The organism is Niallia sp. Sow4_A1 (assembly GCF_052116745.1).
GTDB classification, from domain to species: domain Bacteria; phylum Bacillota; class Bacilli; order Bacillales; family Cytobacillaceae; genus Niallia; species Niallia hominis.
In genome coordinates, this window is sequence record NZ_JBQKKM010000047.1 from 1 (window position 1) to 20,288 (window position 20,288).

Consider the following 20,288-nt stretch of genomic DNA (forward strand, 5'->3'; position numbering starts at 1 on the left):
CAAAGTGCCTGAACTATTTCCAGTAAAGAACCAATATCAAATTAATGAAAAAGTGTTAAATTTAATATGGATAGGTGTTTTATATATGTCTCATTTGGCTAGGTCAGTTCAGTCTTCCGCTTCTTTCTTAATTTGCTTCTTGTAATAGTATCTCAAACTGCTCTCTCACCTGAGGCACAGAGAGACCAACAATAATCTGGATAGCCTTACCGTTCCTTACCACTCCATGTGCTCCTGCAGCCTGAAAAGCACTGTCTGACTGTAATTTATTCTCGTCTTTTACTGTAACCCTTAATCTGGTTGCACAATTCATAACATCTTCAATATTTCCAGCTCCCCCAAGTGCTTCTAGGAAGCTTAGAGCTTTATCAGAGAAACCAGCTCCTCCATTAGCAGACGCAATCTTTTTCTCTTCCTGCTTCTCTTTAAAGTCTTTTTTAGAATATAATTTCGTTTCAGATATACTATCCTGTTCTCTTCCTGGCGTTGCAATATTTAATTTTACAATCAACGTTCGGAATACAAAATAATAGATAAATGTAAACACTAGCCCAATGCCAATTTGAAGTAAATAGGTTGATCCGTGTGATGAAAATAGCGGAATCCAGTTATTACTTGCTATTTCAATTAAACCACCTGTCATTAATCCTGTTATTCCAAATGCATACATGGTTGCTGACATCGTAGCAGCTAAAAGAGCGTGTATTCCAAAAAGCAATGGTGATATGAATAAAAAAGTAAATTCAAGCGGCTCTGTTATCCCTGCCACTACTGCCGTTAAAGTTGCTGGTATTAATAGTGACGCAACCAATTTCTTTTTCTCTGGCTTGGCAGTTGCATAAAGAGCCAATGCGATTCCAGGCATAGCGAAGATTTTAGCATTGCCGTACATAGCAAATCCACCTTCTGGGAATAACGCCTTCAATGATTGGGTAGAAGCAGCAAAATCCGTTAAATGTTCAATCCAATAAATTTTAATTCCGCCTTCAATAATAGCTGGTCCATAAATAAATGGTGTCCAGATAAAATGATGAAGACCTGTTGGAAGTAATATTCTTTCTAAGAATGTATATAACCATACTCCTACAACTCCTGCTCCTCCTAAAAACGATTGCATGGATGAAATTCCTGTTTGAACCATCGGCCAAAAATAAGAAGTAACTATAGCTAAAGGAATCATTACAAAAAATCCGATAATCACTACATAAGATGTACCTTGAAAAATACCTAACCAATCTGGCAATTTTTTATCGAAGTAACGATTGTGTATAAAGACCACAATCGACGAAATCAGGATAGCTCCAATAATATTTGTATCTAATGTTTTTATTCCTGCGATTGTTGTCAATCCAGTTCCTGATCCAACTTCTGCTGAGAAATCAACTCCAAAATTACTTCCCCACACTGTTAATATTGCATTAATAAAATAATTAAAAGTAAGATACGTAATAAGTGCTTCCATACAAGCCCGTGCATGAGCCTTTTTAGCTAATGCAATGGGAATTCCAATTGCAAATAACAATGGCATTTGTCTCAATACAGCCCAAGCACCTTCGCCAATAATAAACCAACATTGGTACCAAATACTTTCGGGATCTGCTAACGAACCCATAATTAATGGATTTTTAAAAAGGATTGTTAACCCAATTACTACACCAGCAAATGGAAAAAGCAGAACTGGTACATATAATGCACCGCCAAAACGCTGAACTTTTTGCATCATCACTCAAAACCTCCCAATTATTTTATGTAATTTTCAGATTATAAAATTTGCTAACGCTTTCATGTGTTAATATTAGCTTATTATAACCTCATTGAATATACGAAGTAAGCAAATTGCACCTAATCACTACTTTTGTGTTTTTTCACACCAAGTAAGAATTTTCCCACATAATGAACTTTATTACTTCAAAATTAAACATATATTGTAAATATGAATTTTAGACTGGAGTCCTGTACATGTTACAAAAAATGAATGCTTTTCTTGGAAAGTGGATGCCGCTGTTAACCCCTGTGAGTGTAGTCATAGGTGTATTACTAGCTGGTGTATTGAATCATGTTGCTTTCTTAGTACCATGGATTTTTGCGGTTATGACTTTTGTAGGTAGCCTGACATCTAACTTTAAATCGGTGAAATATACAATTACTCACCCGCTATCTTTACTGTTAACACTGGCAATTCTTCATATCATCACTCCTTTATGGGCTTTTATGATCGGACATCTATTTTTCCAAGGGGATGCCTATACCATTACCGGTCTTACTTTAGCGGTTGTTATTCCAACTGGGATTACAAGTGTTATTTGGGTTAGCCTATATAAAGGAAATATTGCACTAACGCTAGCTATTATCTTGCTCGACACCCTGCTTTCTCCATTTCTTGTGCCTTTGAGTATGAGTCTATTCGTTGGAGAGGCTGTACAGCTAGAGGTTTGGGGAATGATGAAGGGGCTACTTGGAATGATTGTTTTGCCCTCGATTGCTGGTATGGCTTTTAATCAATTTTCAAAGGAAAAAGCAAAAGTATGGAATCAGACACTTTCTCCCTTTTCCAAAATTGGCTTAGCGCTTGTTGTTAGTATTAATAGTTCTGTCGTGGCCCCTTACTTGCGGAATATTGATAAAAAGTTTTTTCAAGTGGCACTTACTGTTTTTATCATTGCATTATCTGGTTACCTTTTTGCTTGGATATTAGGAATTTTAACGAAACGAAGCAAAGAGGAGATCATTGCCATGATTTATTCTGGGGGCATGAGAAATATTAGTGCGGGGGCAGTGCTAGCTGTAAGCTTCTTCCCACCTGCAGTGGCCGTTCCCGTTGTTATCGGCATGCTATTCCAACAAATTTTAGCAGCGTTATATGGCTACTTCATCAAAATAGTGTATGAGAAACCTTTCATTGGAAAAGTCAAGGAAGGGAAAATGTTGTGAATTCATTCAAAAGAAAAATGGGTAACTCTTTCTATAGAGAAAGTTACCCTACTTTTTCATTTCCATAATTCTCCTTTTAAATCCATCTCTCCTTTTTTCATCCCTGAAACAAAAGGATGCCCTTTTACATAGTATCGTAACGGTTTTGAAGTCCACTCTTCTTTATTGGGAATACCGATTCTTGCTGATTCTTCTATTTGTAATGGTTTTTTTCCATCCGTAATAAATAATGACGTTCCATTTATTACATTTCCATCTAAAGCTTTTGTGATTTCCATTGCTTTCGTTAATTTCCCAGGGCCATTACAGATTGTTACCCCTTTTGTTTTTCGATTACGTTCCATCCATTCTATTCCGCCAAGGGGTTCAATTGCTCGAATCAGGACAGCCTGCGGATCACCCACTTTTTTTGTTACAATATTTAGCATCTGATGGGTATGCATTGTGTAAATATAAATTGTCCCCCCTATTTTATACATGGATTCTAACCTAGGGGTGCGTCTTCCAGCATAACTATGACAAGCCATATCCTCCACCCCAATATAAGCCTCTGTCTCCACAATATAACCACTATACGAATGAGTCGGCGTCTGGTGAATAAGAATCTTTCCTAACAGTTTTCTTGCAATGTCTTCTGTTGGCTGGTTTATGTAATCAATCATTGTCCGTCTCCTCAATTATTTCTTACTAGTATACATTTCTTTTCCCCCAAAAAGAAAGAATCATCCCTTTGATTATAGAGATGATTCCATTTCTTCTGAATACCTATTGCTCAATAAGTTCTTTCTTTTTCGCTAAAGCAGCTAATCCTGCCTGATTCAATGTGTTCCACGGTTTATTAAAATGTGGTTGGAAGAAGAAATCGATAAATCCTAATTCTTCGATTGTCATTTTCGTTTGAATACATACAGATAATGTGTTCATCATCTGAGTAACATCTGCTTTTGAAATCAATTGTGCTCCTAAAATGTTTCTAGTCTCTTTATGGAAAAGAACTTTTAAGCGAATTTCATGGAATGTTGGCATAAATTCAGGGCGATCATTATCAATAACTTCTACTACTTCATAAGGAATATTATTATGCTTTGCAGTTACTTCTGTTAAACCAGTCGATGCCATATTCAATCCAAAAATATGCAATCCTGAAGTCCCTTGTGTCCCCATATACTTCAATGGATGCCCCGCAATATTGTGTCCTACTAATGTTCCCATTCGAACAGCATTTGTCGCAAGAGGGATATATACTTTTTCTCCTGTTGGATTGTAATTAACCGCACAGCTATCACCTGCTGCATAAATATCTGGGTTGCTTGATTGCATATATTCATTAATCTTAATCGCACCGTTAGGTAATATATCTACTTTTCCTTTTAAAAGATTCGTATTTGGTCTAAAGCCGACACATAGGATAACTAAATCTGTTTCATATTCCCCTTTAGTTGTGTAAACCTTTGTTACTTTTCCTTGGTCATTTCCTTCAAATTTTGTTACCGTTTGTTGTAAAGCTAAGTTAATATTGCGCTCTGCAAATTCAGCCTCTACCACCTCTGTAAATTCTTGATCTAAATACTTATTTAAGATGCGATCTTCGCTATCAATTAATGTTACGTTTTTTCCATTTAATGCAAATGCTTCTACTAACTCTACACCAATATATCCAGCTCCAATTACTGTCACGTTCTTAACATTCTTGGATCGCTCAATAATTTCATTTGCTTGATTATAGTTTTTTGATAGCAAAATATTATCTAAGTTAATGCCATCGATTGGTGGAATAATTGGCCAAGAGCCTGTTGTCATCACCAATTTATCATAATGATCAATCTTTTCTTCCCCTGTAGTTAAGTCTTTCACATGTACTTCCTTGTTTACTGTATCAACCTCTAATACTTCATGCTCCATATGCATAGTTGCTCCAAGAGATTTCAGTTCTTCTGGTGAGGAATAAAATAATTGACTAGCATCCTTTGCCACACCACCGACATATAAAGCAATTCCACAGGATAAAAAGGAAACATTGTTGTTTTTTTCATAAACTGTTATATCTATGTTTTTATTTAAATTAGCTAGCGTTTTTACTGCTGCTGTTCCAGCATGTGTACATCCAATTACAACTACTTTCATCGTTTAAAAACTCCTTTTGTAATAGATTATAATGTGAAAAACTTCACTTATTTAGTGAAAAAAATCACATATATTGTGATAGAATTCACATTTCGTTCACACCTTTATTATACATCGAATATTTCTTATTGCAACTATTTTGTGATAGAATTCACAAGAAAATTATCCCTTCCTATATTGCCCTAACTTTTTTGTATCATTCTTCACACATTAAAAGAGTCGCCTTAAACTGGCGACTCTTTTAATCATCAAATATTACTGCACTCGCATAGCCAAATCTCCTGTTTTCACCCAACCAACTCGAAGAATGACGAAATACAGAGGTAGTGTAATCACGATTGGAAGGACCATCCCTACTGCCACATAGATTAAGAATCCCTGTAATCCTTGTGTGGCTAAAATACTGATTGGGGCAATTAAAGAATTTAATCCTAATCCAGCCAATTCATACGTTGTCGTGAACCCAAATCCTAATGTAGCAATAGGGGCACAAATAACAGCTGCTACAAAAGGTGGAATGATTAATAGCGGATTTTTCACCAAATTCGGAAATTGCACTTTCGGTGTGATGATCGATTGAGCAAGAAATCCTCCTAAATCATTTTGGCGCAGAGACATTGCTGTAAATCCGACAAATTGTACGGTACAACCAATTAATGCTGCTGCACTTGAAACGGGATCCATTTGTAACGCGATTGCTAGTGCTGCAGATGATGCAGGAGTCATTAGTAAGATGCTCCATACTAACGAGATAACCATTGGTGCTACTAATGGAGAACCTTGAACGGAAGTCGTAATCTGGGCACTAATCCATTCCAACAATGGTGTTGTTACTGCTGCTAATCCAACTCCAGCCATACCTCCAACTAAGATTGCTGCAGCTGGAATTGCTACCATATCTAAGATAGTTTTTCCATTCACCCATTTACCAACATATGTTGCTACAACTGCAGCTAATACTGCACTAATTGGCTGTCCTGGAACCAATACCATTCCAGCATCTGTTGCATGTAAGGCATTTCCGCCAATGGTGCTACAGACCATTGCACTAAAAATTACTAATGTGTTTCCGCCTAATTGATAAGCAATTCCTGCTCCAAATGCAGGTGCTAGCAATACTTTTGCTACACCGCCAATGTGGATTAATACATCCCAGCCAAATGCTTTACCAATCGACTCCAACAGCAATCCCATTCCCAATGTAACAAGAACTGCATTAGACATTCCTGCTGAAGCTTTATACATTCGTTCCATAAAATACTCTTTGTTTTTCATCGTTCTCTTCTCCTCTATTAAAAAATAATTCTATATAATAAATTTAAAAGACTGTTTTCACCTATCTTGTTTTTTGATAGAAGTGGGTTTACACCATACTCGCAATTTCAAATAATTATAGAAGCAACAATCTTTACAAACAGCCAATAAAAACAAAAAAAACCTGTCCAATATTGGATAGGCACCTTCAAGTCTTTCAAACTGTTTAGCGCCTTGTTTTTTAATAACAAAAACTGGACTAAACAATTCCCGGTATAATAAAGAGGGATCATTTAATCCTAAGAGCATAATATGAGTATAATAATCGGTAATGTATTTGCTTTGATCTTCATGATATGCTCCTCCTAAACCGTTTAATTAGTGTGTAGTTATAATATCACCAATATTCTGAAAATGTAAATAATTATTTTATTTCAGAATATATTAAAGCGTTATCATTAAAATCAGAATGTAAAATTGTTTTTTTATTTGTGGATAAAATGATTAGTATTTCAGATAAACATGATCGATTTGAAGGATAGAATGGATATTATTTAATAAAATGAAGTTTTGTCAGAATATTTAACACAAAAAAAGAGTGGCTAGCCACTCTTAGATAATTTCTGTATTCTTTGTTTCTTTTCCGAAGAAAAGTACAACTGCAGCACCAATTAAAACAGCGATACAAAAAATGGTAAAGATAGATGGAATCGATACATTTTGTGCTGTTAAGTAAGGCACTAATAAAGGTCCTAAGATTCCGCCAACTCTTCCTATAGCTGCTGCCATCCCTGCACCTGTTCCCCGAACCTTCGTTGAATATTGTTCCGGCGTATAGGCATAAAGAGCTCCCCATGCTCCTAAATTGAAGAAGGACAAAAGAATTCCTGACGTAAGTAACATTGCTGTGCTATCAGCCAGCCCAAACATAAACGCACTTCCTGCTGTACCAACTAAAAATAATACTAGTACAAATTTTCTTCCTGCCTTTTCAATTAGATAGGCTGCAACTGCATAGCCTGGTAATTGTGCTAATGTCATAATCAAAACATATTCAAAGCTCTTAATCATACTAAAACCTTGTGAAACCATTACACTTGGAAGCCATAAAAACATTCCGTAATAAGAGAACACTACACAAAACCATAAAATCCATAGTGTTGCCGTTTGCTTCCGGTTTTCCTTTGACCAAACTGCTTGCATGCTTTCTTTAATCGTTAATTTCTTTTCTTTATCTACTTTTAAAAATTTCGGTGAGTCTGGTAAATGCAATCGTAAATAGATGGCATAAAATGCTGGAAGTACGCTAATTAATAATGCTGCTTGCCATCCATACTTTGGAATAACAAAATAGGAAATTACCGCTGCAAGTAACCAGCCAAAAGCCCAAAAGCTTTCAAGTAGTACTACCACTCTTCCTCGCTTTTCCTTTGGAACACTTTCCGCAACTAGTGTAGATGCTACCGGCAATTCTCCACCAAGTCCCATTCCAATAAAGAAACGTAGGATTAAAAAGATTGCTAATGAACTAGTGAAAGCTGACAATCCACTTCCAATCGAAAATAATAACAAGGTTATCATAAATACATGTTTTCTTCCTACTCTATCTGCCATTAACCCAAAAACAAGAGCTCCGACTGCCATTCCAATGGAATTCATGCTGCCTATCCAGCCCATTTCTTTTACCGTTAATCCCCAATCTGCTTGGAGTGCAGTAATAATAAAGGAAAGCATTCCGACATCCATTGCATCGAACATCCACCCTAGCCCTGCAATACCAAGCACTTTTCTATTTGATATTTCCTTTTTCATTTTATTCCTCCCAGTTTTTTCTTAGGCTTCCCATATGTATCCTATTTATGAAAACTATCTACTATAATAACACTTGTCAAGACATCCATCATTACATTTCATCTATTTTCTCCAAAATTTTTTAAAAGATTAATCAGTCATTAATTACTCTTTAAAGGCTATTTCCCAGTGGTAAATAATGGACTGATTCCATAAATAAATCCATAAATATAGGGTAAAAAAGCGTAACTATTACTTTATTCAAGATTTTTGAAAAATTCCCTAAAAAATTTAGTGTTTTTCTCTTTACTTTCTTCTAAATAAGCATAAAATGGTTCTTATGTTTGCAATTATTAAATGTAAAGGGGAGCTTAACTGTTGAGCGTTTCAACATCAAAAATACAAAATCAGTCTCTTTTTAATATATCTTGGCCATTGTTTATTGAACTTGCTTTACACATGGGGATGGGAGTTACCGCTACTTTAATGTTAAGCCATTATTCAGATGGCGCAGCTGCAGGGGTTGGGGTTGCCAATCAACTTCTTGGAATTTTTATCCTTGTCTTTAATGTAACATCTATCGCCGCTATGATTTTAATTGGACAAAAACTAGGAGCTAATGAGCTTCACAAAGCTAGAAGATTTTCCCGTTCTGCAGTTGGTCTAAACTTCTGGTTTGGAATAATAATCGCAGCCCTCGTTGTTGTCTTCGGTGAACATTTATTACAACTTTTTGATATACGCGGTGAAGTATTAGAATACGGATTAATATTTGTTCGTATATGTGGTGCATCCCTCTTCTTAGAATCTCTCTCTCTTGCACTTAGTGCTGTATTAAGAAGCCACGGTTTTACAAAAGAATCCATGATCGTTAGTGTTTTAATGAATGTGATAAGTTTGGTAGGTTATGCTATCAGTATTTTGGGCATTTTTGGTTTACCTATTACAGGTGTAATCGGGGTTTCCTGGACGATTGTTGTTGCTAGAGCATTTGCTGTTCTCGTCTTGGTTTATCTTGTTTATAAAAGAATTGCTTTAACTTTTTCCGTAAAAGATTTTATTAAAGTTAATAAACAAGACATTCGTGACATGCTATATATTGGAATTCCTTCCGCTGGTGAAAATTTATCTTATCAATTTTCGCAGTTAATGATCACTGCAATCGTTGCATCATTTGGAGATGCTTCTTTAGCGGCAAGAGTATATATTAGTAATATCTCTATGATCTGCTACTTATTTACTTTGGCTATTGCTGAGGGTACTCAGCTTCTTGTTGCTCGATATATTGGCGGAAAGCAATTTGACCGTGCCCTACAACGCGGGATCAAGACACTTAGACTTGCCATGATGATATCCTTAGCTGCAGCATTGGTAATGGCCATTATCGGTCAACCTATTTTAGAGCTATTTACAAACAACTATGAAATTATTGCTATCGGCTTGCCAATTTTATGGGCAGTTGTATTTACAGAGCCGGGTAGAGCAATGAATATTGTCTTAATGAGTTCTTTAAAATCTTCTGGAGATGTACGTTTCCCTGTCATAATTGGCATTATTTCTATGTGGGGAATCGCCGTTACACTGAGCTATGCCTTAGGAATTACATTAGGATTAGGATTACTAGGAGTTTGGCTTGCTCAAGGGATGGATGAATGGTTCAGAGGCATATTCGCCTTTAGACGTTGGAAATCAAAGCCTTGGGAAAGAGTAAGGGTTAATCGCGCAATGAAGGAGCATGCATAATTCATTTTTTCATAAGAGGCTGGGATATAAACATTTCAGCTAACAATAAACACGAACGTTTATGTGATAAGTCCGCATAATCGTTCGTGTTTTTATTTTAGAAAAGGGGTTAAAAATGAAATGAACTGGAGTGGAGGACGATCGACTCCTGCGGGAAATAGAGACGCTTTAGACCCCGCAGCGCAATGGAAGAGGGCACTGAAAAAGTCTAGTTCTCCAAATTAAATGAGGTTTATTTATTTGAAAGCAAATAATAAGTTGGTTTGGAGAGGTGTCCGCTCGACTCCTACGGGAGATGCGAGAAAGTCCGAGACCCTGCAGGAGCGTGAGCTGTGAAGCGGCTCGGCGCTCGCCCCGGTGAGTCGTGCGGTAAGCCTCGGAAAACAAAAGCCTACACTAAGTTAGAATGGTTTGGTAACTACCGATTCACCAGGTAATTCACTTTTTCAGTGGCCTCGCAATGGAACGACTTAAGTTTTTACACCTGACCATACTTAAAAACATAGATAACCATCTTGAGAAAGTAGCTTTATTTAAGAGCTAAATTAGAGATTGTTCGTCTTTAAAGATTAGGTATTTAGTTTTATCCTAGCCTCTTTTTTGTTTTGCTATCAAATTAGTTATCCGCAAATCTTTCTCCTCCGACTTTTTCCCTAATTATTGAATTTTTTCAAATTAGGTATTGAAAAGCGCTTTCATACCGATTATAATACAACTAAACCGGTTTACTAAATCGTTTTATGCGAGGTGTAATGTTAAATGGCAGAAATATATATTCCTCTAAATTCTTTATTTGCTGAAAAAATAACAATGAAAGACCTACTTCAAGCTATTTCAATCGTTGGAAAATCAAAAGCATCTGGAATTGAAATTAGAAGAGAGTTATTAAAGGAAAAGGAATTACTATCTATCTTAAAAAATATACAACCCATTCTTCACAAAGCTAACTTAGCTACCGTTTACTCCGCTCCTGTTCCCGTTTGGAATAGCACAGGGTCAGTAAACGAACAGGCACTTCAAACTATCTTTGAAGAAAGTAACTGTATTTCAGCAAAATGGGTGAAGCTTCCCTTGGGTCATTATATAGAGGATAAGTCAGATCTCCAATCATTATGGCAGATTTTAAAGAACCATCCAAATGTCACTTTATTAGTAGAAAATGACCAAACGTTGGAAGGAGGAAAAATACAGCCACTAGCATCCTTTTTTGAAAACGTTTCTAAAATAGATATTCCAGTGAGCATGACATTTGATATCGGTAATTGGGCGTTTCAAAACGAAGATGCTTATGAAGCTTTTCAAATTTTCCAACCCTTTATTTTCTATCTTCATTTGAAGCATGTATGTAAAGAGGATAATCATTTTTTTACCGTGTCTTTACCAATTGAACAAGACGCTTATTGGCGACAGTTCGATCAATGGATTCCAGCCTCGATTCCGAGAGCATTAGAGTTTTCCTTAGAGAGATCTTTAGAGGAAATGAATAAATATATAGATATTGTTCAAACAAATCAAAGGAGGGAAAATTCACATGCAATCAATTGATGTTATTACCTTCGGTGAGGCAATGGCTATGTTTATTGCTGATTCTTGTGGCCCATTACATGAGATAAATCACTATACAATGGAACTTGCAGGAGCGGAAACAAATGTGGCAATAGGCTTAGCTAAATTAGGCTACCATGCAAGCTTTGTAAGTAAAGTAGGTGCAGATGCCTTCGGAAAATTTATAATGGAGAAATTACAGAAACATCATGTTCAAGTAGATCAAATCCTAACAGACACCCTTTTTCCAACAGGCTTTCAATTAAAATCACGTGTGACACAAGGGGATCCAGAAGTACAATACTTTCGAAAAGGTTCTGCTGCAAGCCATCTATCTATTTCAGACTTTAATGAGCGCTACTTCCAAAAGGCAAAACACTTGCATATGACAGGCATCCCATTAGCACTTTCTTCTGATACTAGAAATTTTGCCAAACATGCGTTAAGCTTTTTTAAAAACAACGCTAAAAAGGTCTCTTTTGATCCAAACCTAAGACCAAAGCTCTGGAAGACCGAAAAGGAAATGGTAGATACCATTAACTTCTTTGCTAAACAAGCCAACTATGTTTTACCAGGATTAGAAGAAGGCATCAAACTAACAGGCTTTGAAAAACCTAGCGATATCGCCTCCTACTACTTAGATGCTGGAGTGGAATTAGTGATTATCAAACTAGGTGAAAAGGGTGCCTACTATAAATCAGCAAAAGAAGAAGCCATAATCAATGGCTACCCGGTAGAAAAAATAGTCGATACCGTTGGAGCAGGTGACGGTTTTGCTGTTGGAGTAATAAGCGGTATATTAGAAAACCTTCCTGTAGAAGAGTCTGTTCAACGAGGAAATGCCATTGGAGCATTAGCCGTTCAATCGCTTGGTGATAATACTGGATATCCAGATAAGCAAGAACTCGTGCATTTTATAAACAATCAATCTCAAAGGAGTGTAAGAATATGAATACCCTTTCTAAAAAAAGATGGATTCGCCTTATCCCGATTGTTTTTATTACCTATAGCTTAGCTTATTTAGACAGAGCGAATTATAGCTTTGGAGCTGCTGGTGGCCTGGCTGAGGATCTAAATATTACAGCAGCTACCTCTTCCCTCCTTGGTGCATTATTCTTTTTAGGCTATTTCTTCTTTCAAATTCCAGGGGCTCATTACGCAGAGAATAAGAGTGCGAAAAAGCTCGTATTTTGGGCGCTAATTCTTTGGGGCTTCTTAGCAACTGCAACTGGTCTTATTTCAAATGTCAAAATATTATTCGTTATCCGCTTTAGCTTAGGCGTAGTGGAAAGTGCCGTTATGCCTGCTATGTTAGTATTTTTAAGTCATTGGTTTACAAAAGCAGAACGTTCTCGAGCAAATACCTTTTTAATTCTAGGAAATCCAGCAACTGTATTATGGATGAGCATCGTATCTGGCTATATTCTTGAATCCCTCGGTTGGAGATGGATGTTTATTTTAGAAGGCTTACCTGCCGTTATTTGGGCATTTCTATGGTGGAAACTAGTAAATGATCATCCAAAAGATGCAAAATGGCTTAACGAAGACGAAAAGGCTGCCATTAATCACGCGTTGTCAGAAGAACAAAAGGAACTAAAACCTGTAAAAGACTATCGCGAAGCATTTAAATCAAAGACTGTTATTCTTCTTAGTCTTCAATATGCACTTTGGAGCATCGGCGTATACGGCTTTGTTATGTGGCTTCCTACTATTATTAATTCAGCACCAAATGCAAGTATCGTAACAACTGGTTGGCTTGCATCGATTCCTTATGTGTTAGCATGTGTTCTTATGTTAGCGGTTTCCTATTTCTCTGATAAATATCAAAATCGCAAGCTATTTGTATATCCATTTCTCTTGATAGGAGCAATCTGCTTTTATGGCTCTTATTTAATTGGCACAAGCAATTTCTGGCTATCCTTTATTCTCCTTTCCATTGCTGGAGGAGCAATGTATGCCCCTTATGGTCCGTTCTTTGCCATCATTCCAGAAATGCTTCCTAGAAATGTCTCTGGAGGAGCCATGGCTTTGATTAACAGTATGGGTGCACTAGGATCTTTTGCTGGAGCATATATTGTTGGCTATTTAAATGATGTAACAGGCGGCTTTGGAGCTTCCTATAATTTTATGGCAATCTCCTTATTATTGTCTGCTATTTTAACAATCATTGCGACAAAAAAGGAAAAGAATGTGCTAGAAAAGAAACCAAAATTAGCACAGCGAGCCTTACATGACTAATTTTTAAGCGTTTTCCTCTTTCCCTTTCCATGTATGAACAGATTGTTTTATACTAGAACAAGAATCTATTAATGTAGTGAGAGAGGAAAACAAATGGCGAAAGTAACCATGGCAGATGTAGCAAATTATGCTGGTGTTTCCAAGAGCACCGTTTCCCAATATATCAATAAACGTTATGAGTACATGGGAGAAGACACAAGAGAAAAAATTAAGCTTGCAATTGAAGAACTAGGATATCACCCTAATTATATCGCACGTAGCCTTAAACAAAAAAAGACTTCCATGATCGGGATTATTGTAGCAGATATTGTACATCGTTTTTCAACTGAAATCTGCCGTTCCATTGAAGATTATTGCTTTGAGCATGACTATCAGGCGATTATTTGTAATGCTGACAATAATCCTGCAAAGGAAAGAACGTATATAGAAACATTGCGTGCCAAACAGGTAGATGGTCTTATTATTTTTCCAACAGGGCAAAACACAGATATTTATGCAAAAATGATTGAAGAAGATTATCCAGTCGTATTTATGGATAGAGATATACCGGGAATAGAAGCACCCTTTATTCTTTCCACAAACGTTGATTCTAGCTTTCAAGCTATCCAGCTATTTTTGGAAAATGGACATACAAATATCGCTATTTTGACACAGCCATTAACTATTTCTACAAGAAAGGAAAGAATGGATGGGTATAAAAAAGCTTTGCAAGCATACTCGATAGATATTTGTGAGGACTATATCATCAGCTCTGAAATAGAAAATGTGAAAACCGCATTGTCTAAGCTTTTTCAGAAGGAAAATCCACCAACAGCAATTTTAGCCGGAAACGATTTAGTGTTTTTAGAGACTTTAGCTTTTTTACAGGAAAATCACTTCCGTATTCCGGAAGATGTTTCCCTTATTGTATTTGATAATTTTCCTTTTGCCCATCTTTCCAATCCTCCCATGACCATCATTGCACAACCGGCTTTTGAAATGGGAAGAAAAGCAACCGAGGTACTTCTTAAAGAAATCAATAAGGAATCCTATCAAAAGGAAAAAATTATCTATCCATGTGAGTTGATTGTAAGACAATCATCGATCAAAAAGATTTAATAGTATTGGGGAATGGGGAGTGTTCCTTCAAGTTCTCATGATTGTTTGAATATTACGCTTCCCCGCCCTACAATCTAAATCATAAAAAATTTTTTCTTTTCGATAAATCGGTTTAGTAACAAAAGAAAGGACTGTTCATTCAAATGAAAATTCAATTGGCTTTAGATCGCTTAACAATTCCAGAAGCAATTCGCTTAACCAGTTTAGTAGAACCAGATATTGATTGGATCGAAGTAGGAACCTCTCTAATCAAAGAATTTGGTATGGAAAGTATTCGAGAAATGAAAAAGGTATTTCCTCATAAAACCATTCTTGCTGACACGAAAACAATGGACAATGCTAAATATGAAGCGGAGATTAGCTTCACTGCTGGAGCAGATATTATCACTGTTATGGGAACTGCCCCAAAAGTAACCATTGAAACCTGCATAGAGATCGCTAAAATTTATCAAAAAAGAGTGATGATTGATTTATTAAACACGTCCAGTGAACAGCTAAAGTCACTTCTCACGATTGAAGATGCTATTTTTTGCTTACATATCAGTAAGGATGAACAAGAATTAAGTGGGAAAAACGAATGGAAAAATAGCCAGATTCTAGCCGCATATCCAACTTCTTCACACACAATCGCAGCGGCAGGAGGAATAACAATAGATTCTTTACCACAGCTTCTTGCAGATGGTATCGATATAGCTATCATTGGCTCTGCTATTACAAAAGCGGTCAACCCATCAGAAGCAGCAAGACAATTTAAACAACTAGCAAGAGGAGGCGTTTATATTAATGAGTAAGCTTACTGCTATTCAACAGGAAATCCAACTCGTTCTATCACAGGTTGATGAAAAATTATTAATAGAGGCAGCTGCTTTAATCAGAGGAAAAAAGAGGATTTTTGTTGTCGGAGAAGGTAGATCTGGTTTAATGGCCAAATCCTTTGCCATGCGATTAATGCATTTAGGTGCAACTGTGTACGTAGTGGGAGAGACCATTACCCCTTCTATCTCCAGTGAAGATATGTTAATTGCTATCTCTGGTTCTGGTAAAACAAAATCGGTCATATGGACGGCTGAAACAGCCCATAAACTAGGTTGTAGCGTTTTAGTCTTAACTACTGATCCTAGCTCCCCACTTGTGGAAGAAGCAACGGATACAATCTGTATTCCCGCAAGCACAAAATATCGAAAGGCAACAGAGGCGAAATCTATACAGCCTCTTGGTTCTTTGTTCGATCAATGTGCCCATATTGTTTTTGATGCTATTTGTCTAAACTTTGCTGAGATAAATGCGATTGGATTTGAGGAAGCCTTTAAGCGCCATAGTAATATGGAATAATAAATTTTCTCTTTTGAAAGAAGGAAGACTACATCCATTCTGCAGTCTTCCTTTTTTTCTCTAGGCATCAAGAACAGTCGATCCTCGAACAATAAGCTTCGGTTCAAAAATATGTTTCCCTTGATTTTTATTTCGTTCATTTATTTTCTTTAGAAGCATACGGGCACAAGCTTCGCCCATTTCCATTAACGGCTGTTTGATTGTTGTGATTGTAGGAGAAGAAATTCTATCTAAAAATACACCGTCAAATCCGGTTACAACATAATCTTCTGGCACACTTTTTCCAGTCTTCTGTATTGCACGAATCACACCTGTAGCAATACGATCAGAAGCGCAAACAAATCCAACTTGCCCCTTTTTCTTCGTTAAGAAATCGGATACTTTTGCCTCTGCCTCTCTTGAGCTGTTTTTCACTCTTAAAATTACCCCTTCTGCATGTATTTCGGCGAGTGCTTCCATAAATCCGGCCTCACGAAGCTGTTCAAAGGGCTCTTCCTCGTCAATTCCAATAAAAACAAGCTGTTCATATCCTAATTCTAAAATATGTTTTGTCGTAACATAGGTACCTTTTTTATTATCCACATCAACAAAGTCGTATCCATGCAAATTCTCGCCAAATAAGACGACTGGAATTGCTAATTTTCCGATAAAAGGATAATCGGGCTCCCTCATCCCTGTAACAATAATACCATCACATTTTCCTATATTAAGTGACGTCCTTGTTACAAGCTGCAAGGAATAATGATTCTTATCCAGTTCTCGGCTCATACCTGTTAATAAATTCATATAATAAGGTTCAACCGTGTCCATTTCCTCTAAAATTAATAATTTTATCACTTGTGTTCGATTATTAACCAAAGCCCTTGCTGCATAATTAGGGACATAATTTAACTCCTGCATTGCTTGATATACTAGCTGCTTTAATTCATCTGTCACTTGCTCTGGATGGTTTAATACTCTTGATACAGTCATTTTCGAGACATTTGCTTTCTTTGCCACATCTGAAAGTGTTGCCAAAGGAACTCCCCCAGTATTTATATAATTTATTCACACACAAATTGTAAGCGGTTAATCACTCTACCTATTATCATAATTATTCTATAACAAAAATTCTACCCATAAAGTAATACTTCCATCAGTATCTCGTTCTTCCATCCCTACAGAAATCCGTTCAACCATTCGAACACTTTACGGCCAGTCATCATCTATCCTCTACGAAATCTTCAAAGCTTGCACTTAACTTTGAGTGAGGAGAAATAACGATTGGGTAAATATCTAAACTTTTCTACAAATATGCTTGATAAAAACAGCGATTGGGTTGATAATAGAGGAGTGCAAACGTTTTCCTTTTATCTATTTATATTATAATTGTTTTTTGCTCGATACTCAACTTCAAAATATGCAAACGCTTGCGTAGAAAGGGAGATTCTATGTTAAAAGAAGCTATTTATCATCGACCAGGCAATAATTTTTCTTATATTTATAATGACGACACCGTACACATCCGCTTGCAAACAAAAAAAGCGGATATAGATTCTGTTCAGCTCATTTTTGGAGACCCTTACATTTTTGTTAATCAAGCATGGCAATATGAAAAGGCAGCAATGAAAAAAAGCGGAAGCACGGAGCTTTATGATTATTGGTTTATTGAAATAAAACCTGAATACCGACGCTTACGTTACGGATTTGAACTTTTATCTAATGGGGAAACACTGATTTATACCGAAAAGGGATTTTATGAAGAAGTTCCAACGGACGATACTGCCTATTATTTTTGTATTCCTTTTGTGCATAAAGAAGATTCCTTTAACGCTCCAGACTGGGTACAAGATACAGTTTGGTATCAAATTTTTCCAGAACGCTTTGCTAACGGCGACCCGGCTCTTAATCCCGCCGATACGTTAGAGTGGGGAAGCACAGAACCAACGCCAACTAATTTCTTTGGTGGTGACTTCCAAGGTGTTATTGATCATGTAGATTATCTTGTTGATTTAGGAGTTAACGGGGTTTATTTTACACCAATCTTTAAGGCATATTCCAATCACAAATATGATACGATCGACTATATGGAAATCGACCCACAATTTGGAGATAAACAAACGTTTCAAAAGATGGTAGATGTTCTCCATGAAAATGGCATTCGGATTATGTTAGATGCTGTCTTTAATCACAGTGGTTATTTCTTCCCTCAGTGGCAAGATGTCATGGAAAAAGCAGAAGAGTCTGCTTATAAGGATTGGTTCCATATTCGTGAATTCCCAATTCAAACTGCGCCAATTCCAAACTATGATACTTTTGCTTTTACCCCATTTATGCCAAAGCTAAACACAAGCCATCCAGAAGTGAAGGAATATTTACTAGAAGTTGGCCGCTATTGGGTAAGAGAATTCGGCATTGATGGATGGAGACTTGATGTGGCAAATGAGGTAGATCATCAATTCTGGAGAGAGTTCCGTACAGAAGTAAAGCAGTTGAATCCAGATGCTTATATCCTTGGAGAAATATGGCACGACTCCATGCCTTGGCTACAAGGGGACCAATTTGATGCAGTAATGAACTATCCGTTTACAACAGGTGCAGTAAATTACTTTGCGAAGGATTCCATTACTTCCACAGCGTTTAAACATACGATTACCAATGTGCTTCATATGTATCCAAATAGCATCAACGAAGTATCCTTTAATCTATTAGACAGTCATGATACCCCGCGTATTTTGACGCTTGCCAATAATCGAAAGGATAAAGTCAAACTCCTCTATCTATTCCTATTATCCTTCCCCGGAACACCTTGTATCTACTACGGGGATGAAATAGGAATGGATGGTACACAAGATCCAGGATGCAGAAAATGTATGATTTGGGAAAAAGAAAAGCAGGATCTTGATTTATTTGCTCACATCCAAAAGTTAATTATGCTTCGTAAGAACTATCTGGCATTTGGAAACAAAGGTTCTTTTGTCTTTTTGGAGTCAGATAATAATATTGTTATGTACCAAAAAACATATAAGGAAGAGCACATTATTTTCTCTATAAATAATTCGGACCAAGAACTAACATTTACGATTCCCGTACAAGATATCGATAATAAAAATGTTCACGATCTTTATCATGATAAAGAGATTATCTGGAGTTACGGAAAAGAACTAACTCTTTCTCCAGGTGAGTTTTCCATTTTGCAGTTTAAGACTTCTAATTAATTTATAAGTTTACTAGGAGGCAGATATCGTAAAGCGAGACTTTGGAGTACTATTGGAAGTCTCGTTTTTTTATTTTTCTCCTATGGAATTGCGGTTTTTCTGCTTTTTGCTGCTATTTTTGGTTTTCATTCCCTTTATGAACCCCACTTTTCCCGATGCCCCCACCGCCTGTGGCTTTCATCCATCTTATGAACGCCACTTTTCCCCGATGCCTCCACCACTTTTGGCTTTCATCCGTCCCCTTTATGAACCACTATCACACCAAAAACAAAAAAGGAACAGAGCGCATCATACGCTCCATTCTCCTGTCCCCTATTATTCAGCTAACTTTTCCTTTAATCGTGCAAGAGTAATTTCTGCAGTACTGCCTACTTGCCAATCTGCTAATTTCATCCGTTCAGGTGTTCCAACACCAACCGCAAACATATTTGCTCCCTTTATTGCCTGAATGCCTGCCTCGGCATCCTCCACACCAACACATTCATTTACTTGTAACTGCAATTGCTCTGCTGCTTTTACAAAGATCTCAGGATTAGGCTTTCCTTTTTTTAAAGTGCCAGGATCTACAATGGTATCAAAGAAAGACGTTACTTCTAATCTATCTAAAATTACTGGTCCATTTTTGCTTGCCGATGCAAGACCAATTTTCAAACCTGCTTCTTTACATTCTGTCAAAAACGCTTCAATCCCTGGCAATAAATCATTAGGGGTAATTTCTTTTATTAGTTCTTGATAATACGTATTTTTATCATGCGCCAGCTCTTCCACTTGTGCTTCGGAAAATTGCTCACGTATTCTGCCATAATCCAATATTTTATAAAGCGAGTCCATTCGACTAACACCTTTTAACTCTTCATTAAACTCGCGATTAAACGGTACGCCAATTGCTTCAGCTGTCTTCTTCCATGCTAAATAGTGGTACTCTGCTGTATCTGTAATAACTCCATCTAAATCAAAAATTATACCTTTTAACAAACTGTATCCCTCCCTATTTAAAAAGGAGCCCTGCTTTCATTCCATTCTAATGCCTGCCTT

The 20,288-nt window shown here is 36.8% G+C and carries 16 protein-coding genes; 9 read left to right on the plus strand and 7 right to left on the minus strand.

Annotated elements, in window-relative coordinates; translation table 11 throughout:
• Positions 1 to 127: 127 nt before the first annotated feature.
• Positions 128 to 1,723: an alpha-glucoside-specific PTS transporter subunit IIBC gene (locus tag ACTQ5K_RS20340; RefSeq protein ID WP_441131802.1), complete on the minus strand. Its 1,596-nt coding sequence runs from the start codon at positions 1,721 to 1,723 to the stop codon at positions 128 to 130.
• Between the two features lie 236 nt (positions 1,724 to 1,959).
• On the opposite strand from ACTQ5K_RS20340, the gene ACTQ5K_RS20345 reads away from it, so the two are divergent.
• On the plus strand, positions 1,960 to 2,931 hold the full coding sequence (locus ACTQ5K_RS20345; protein ID WP_441131804.1) for a bile acid:sodium symporter family protein: 972 nt from the start codon (positions 1,960 to 1,962) through the stop codon (positions 2,929 to 2,931).
• A gap of 56 nt (positions 2,932 to 2,987) precedes the next feature.
• Here the strand turns inward: ACTQ5K_RS20345 and ACTQ5K_RS20350 are convergent, their stop codons facing one another.
• The 4 genes from ACTQ5K_RS20350 to ACTQ5K_RS20365 form a co-directional block, all read right to left on the minus strand.
• Positions 2,988 to 3,590 (minus strand): DNA-3-methyladenine glycosylase, encoded by a 603-nt coding sequence (locus ACTQ5K_RS20350; RefSeq protein WP_031537677.1) that lies wholly within the window; start codon positions 3,588 to 3,590, stop codon positions 2,988 to 2,990.
• A gap of 106 nt (positions 3,591 to 3,696) precedes the next feature.
• Positions 3,697 to 5,055: an FAD-dependent oxidoreductase gene (locus tag ACTQ5K_RS20355; protein ID WP_349205096.1), complete on the minus strand. Its 1,359-nt coding sequence runs from the start codon at positions 5,053 to 5,055 to the stop codon at positions 3,697 to 3,699.
• Between the two features lie 255 nt (positions 5,056 to 5,310).
• Positions 5,311 to 6,330, minus strand: coding sequence for a PTS transporter subunit IIC (locus ACTQ5K_RS20360; protein WP_441131806.1), 1,020 nt, complete (start codon positions 6,328 to 6,330; stop codon positions 5,311 to 5,313).
• 591 nt (positions 6,331 to 6,921) lie between these two features.
• The gene (locus ACTQ5K_RS20365) at positions 6,922 to 8,121 is read right to left on the minus strand and encodes an MFS transporter (protein ID WP_235251739.1); all 1,200 of its coding nucleotides are present in this window, start codon (positions 8,119 to 8,121) and stop codon (positions 6,922 to 6,924) included.
• Positions 8,122 to 8,478: 357 nt separating this feature from the next.
• On the opposite strand from ACTQ5K_RS20365, the gene ACTQ5K_RS20370 reads away from it, so the two are divergent.
• From ACTQ5K_RS20370 to hxlB, 7 genes are all read left to right on the plus strand, one after another.
• Positions 8,479 to 9,843, plus strand: a complete 1,365-nt coding sequence (locus ACTQ5K_RS20370; protein ID WP_349205094.1) for an MATE family efflux transporter — start codon at positions 8,479 to 8,481, stop codon at positions 9,841 to 9,843.
• A gap of 759 nt (positions 9,844 to 10,602) precedes the next feature.
• Positions 10,603 to 11,388 (plus strand): hypothetical protein, encoded by a 786-nt coding sequence (locus ACTQ5K_RS20375; RefSeq protein ID WP_441131808.1) that lies wholly within the window; start codon positions 10,603 to 10,605, stop codon positions 11,386 to 11,388.
• A complete protein-coding gene (locus ACTQ5K_RS20380) occupies positions 11,375 to 12,340 on the plus strand; it encodes a sugar kinase (RefSeq protein ID WP_031537670.1) in 966 nt (321 codons plus the stop codon). Before ACTQ5K_RS20375 ends, ACTQ5K_RS20380 begins: the two co-directional genes overlap by 14 nt.
• On the plus strand, positions 12,337 to 13,626 hold the full coding sequence (locus tag ACTQ5K_RS20385; RefSeq protein ID WP_441131810.1) for an MFS transporter: 1,290 nt from the start codon (positions 12,337 to 12,339) through the stop codon (positions 13,624 to 13,626). The genes ACTQ5K_RS20380 and ACTQ5K_RS20385 overlap by 4 nt, the downstream gene beginning before the upstream one ends.
• A gap of 93 nt (positions 13,627 to 13,719) precedes the next feature.
• Positions 13,720 to 14,724 (plus strand): LacI family DNA-binding transcriptional regulator, encoded by a 1,005-nt coding sequence (locus tag ACTQ5K_RS20390; RefSeq protein ID WP_349205198.1) that lies wholly within the window; start codon positions 13,720 to 13,722, stop codon positions 14,722 to 14,724.
• Positions 14,725 to 14,867: 143 nt separating this feature from the next.
• Positions 14,868 to 15,515 carry a 3-hexulose-6-phosphate synthase gene (hxlA, locus tag ACTQ5K_RS20395; protein ID WP_031537665.1) on the plus strand — a complete coding sequence of 216 codons (648 nt, stop codon included), beginning with the start codon at positions 14,868 to 14,870 and terminating at the stop codon, positions 15,513 to 15,515.
• The gene (hxlB, locus tag ACTQ5K_RS20400) at positions 15,508 to 16,056 is read left to right on the plus strand and encodes a 6-phospho-3-hexuloisomerase (RefSeq protein ID WP_251629006.1); all 549 of its coding nucleotides are present in this window, start codon (positions 15,508 to 15,510) and stop codon (positions 16,054 to 16,056) included. Before hxlA ends, hxlB begins: the two co-directional genes overlap by 8 nt.
• Before the next feature lie 60 nt (positions 16,057 to 16,116).
• Here the strand turns inward: hxlB and ACTQ5K_RS20405 are convergent, their stop codons facing one another.
• Positions 16,117 to 17,073 (minus strand): LacI family DNA-binding transcriptional regulator, encoded by a 957-nt coding sequence (locus ACTQ5K_RS20405; RefSeq protein ID WP_441131813.1) that lies wholly within the window; start codon positions 17,071 to 17,073, stop codon positions 16,117 to 16,119.
• 413 nt (positions 17,074 to 17,486) lie between these two features.
• On the opposite strand from ACTQ5K_RS20405, the gene ACTQ5K_RS20410 reads away from it, so the two are divergent.
• Entirely contained in the window at positions 17,487 to 19,253 is a 1,767-nt protein-coding gene (locus ACTQ5K_RS20410) for a glycoside hydrolase family 13 protein (protein ID WP_349205195.1), read from the plus strand.
• A 315-nt stretch (positions 19,254 to 19,568) separates the two neighbouring features.
• On the opposite strand, the gene pgmB is transcribed toward ACTQ5K_RS20410, so the two are convergent.
• Positions 19,569 to 20,228, minus strand: a complete 660-nt coding sequence (pgmB, locus tag ACTQ5K_RS20415) for a beta-phosphoglucomutase (protein WP_349205194.1) — start codon at positions 20,226 to 20,228, stop codon at positions 19,569 to 19,571.
• Between the last annotated feature and the right edge of the window lie 60 nt (positions 20,229 to 20,288).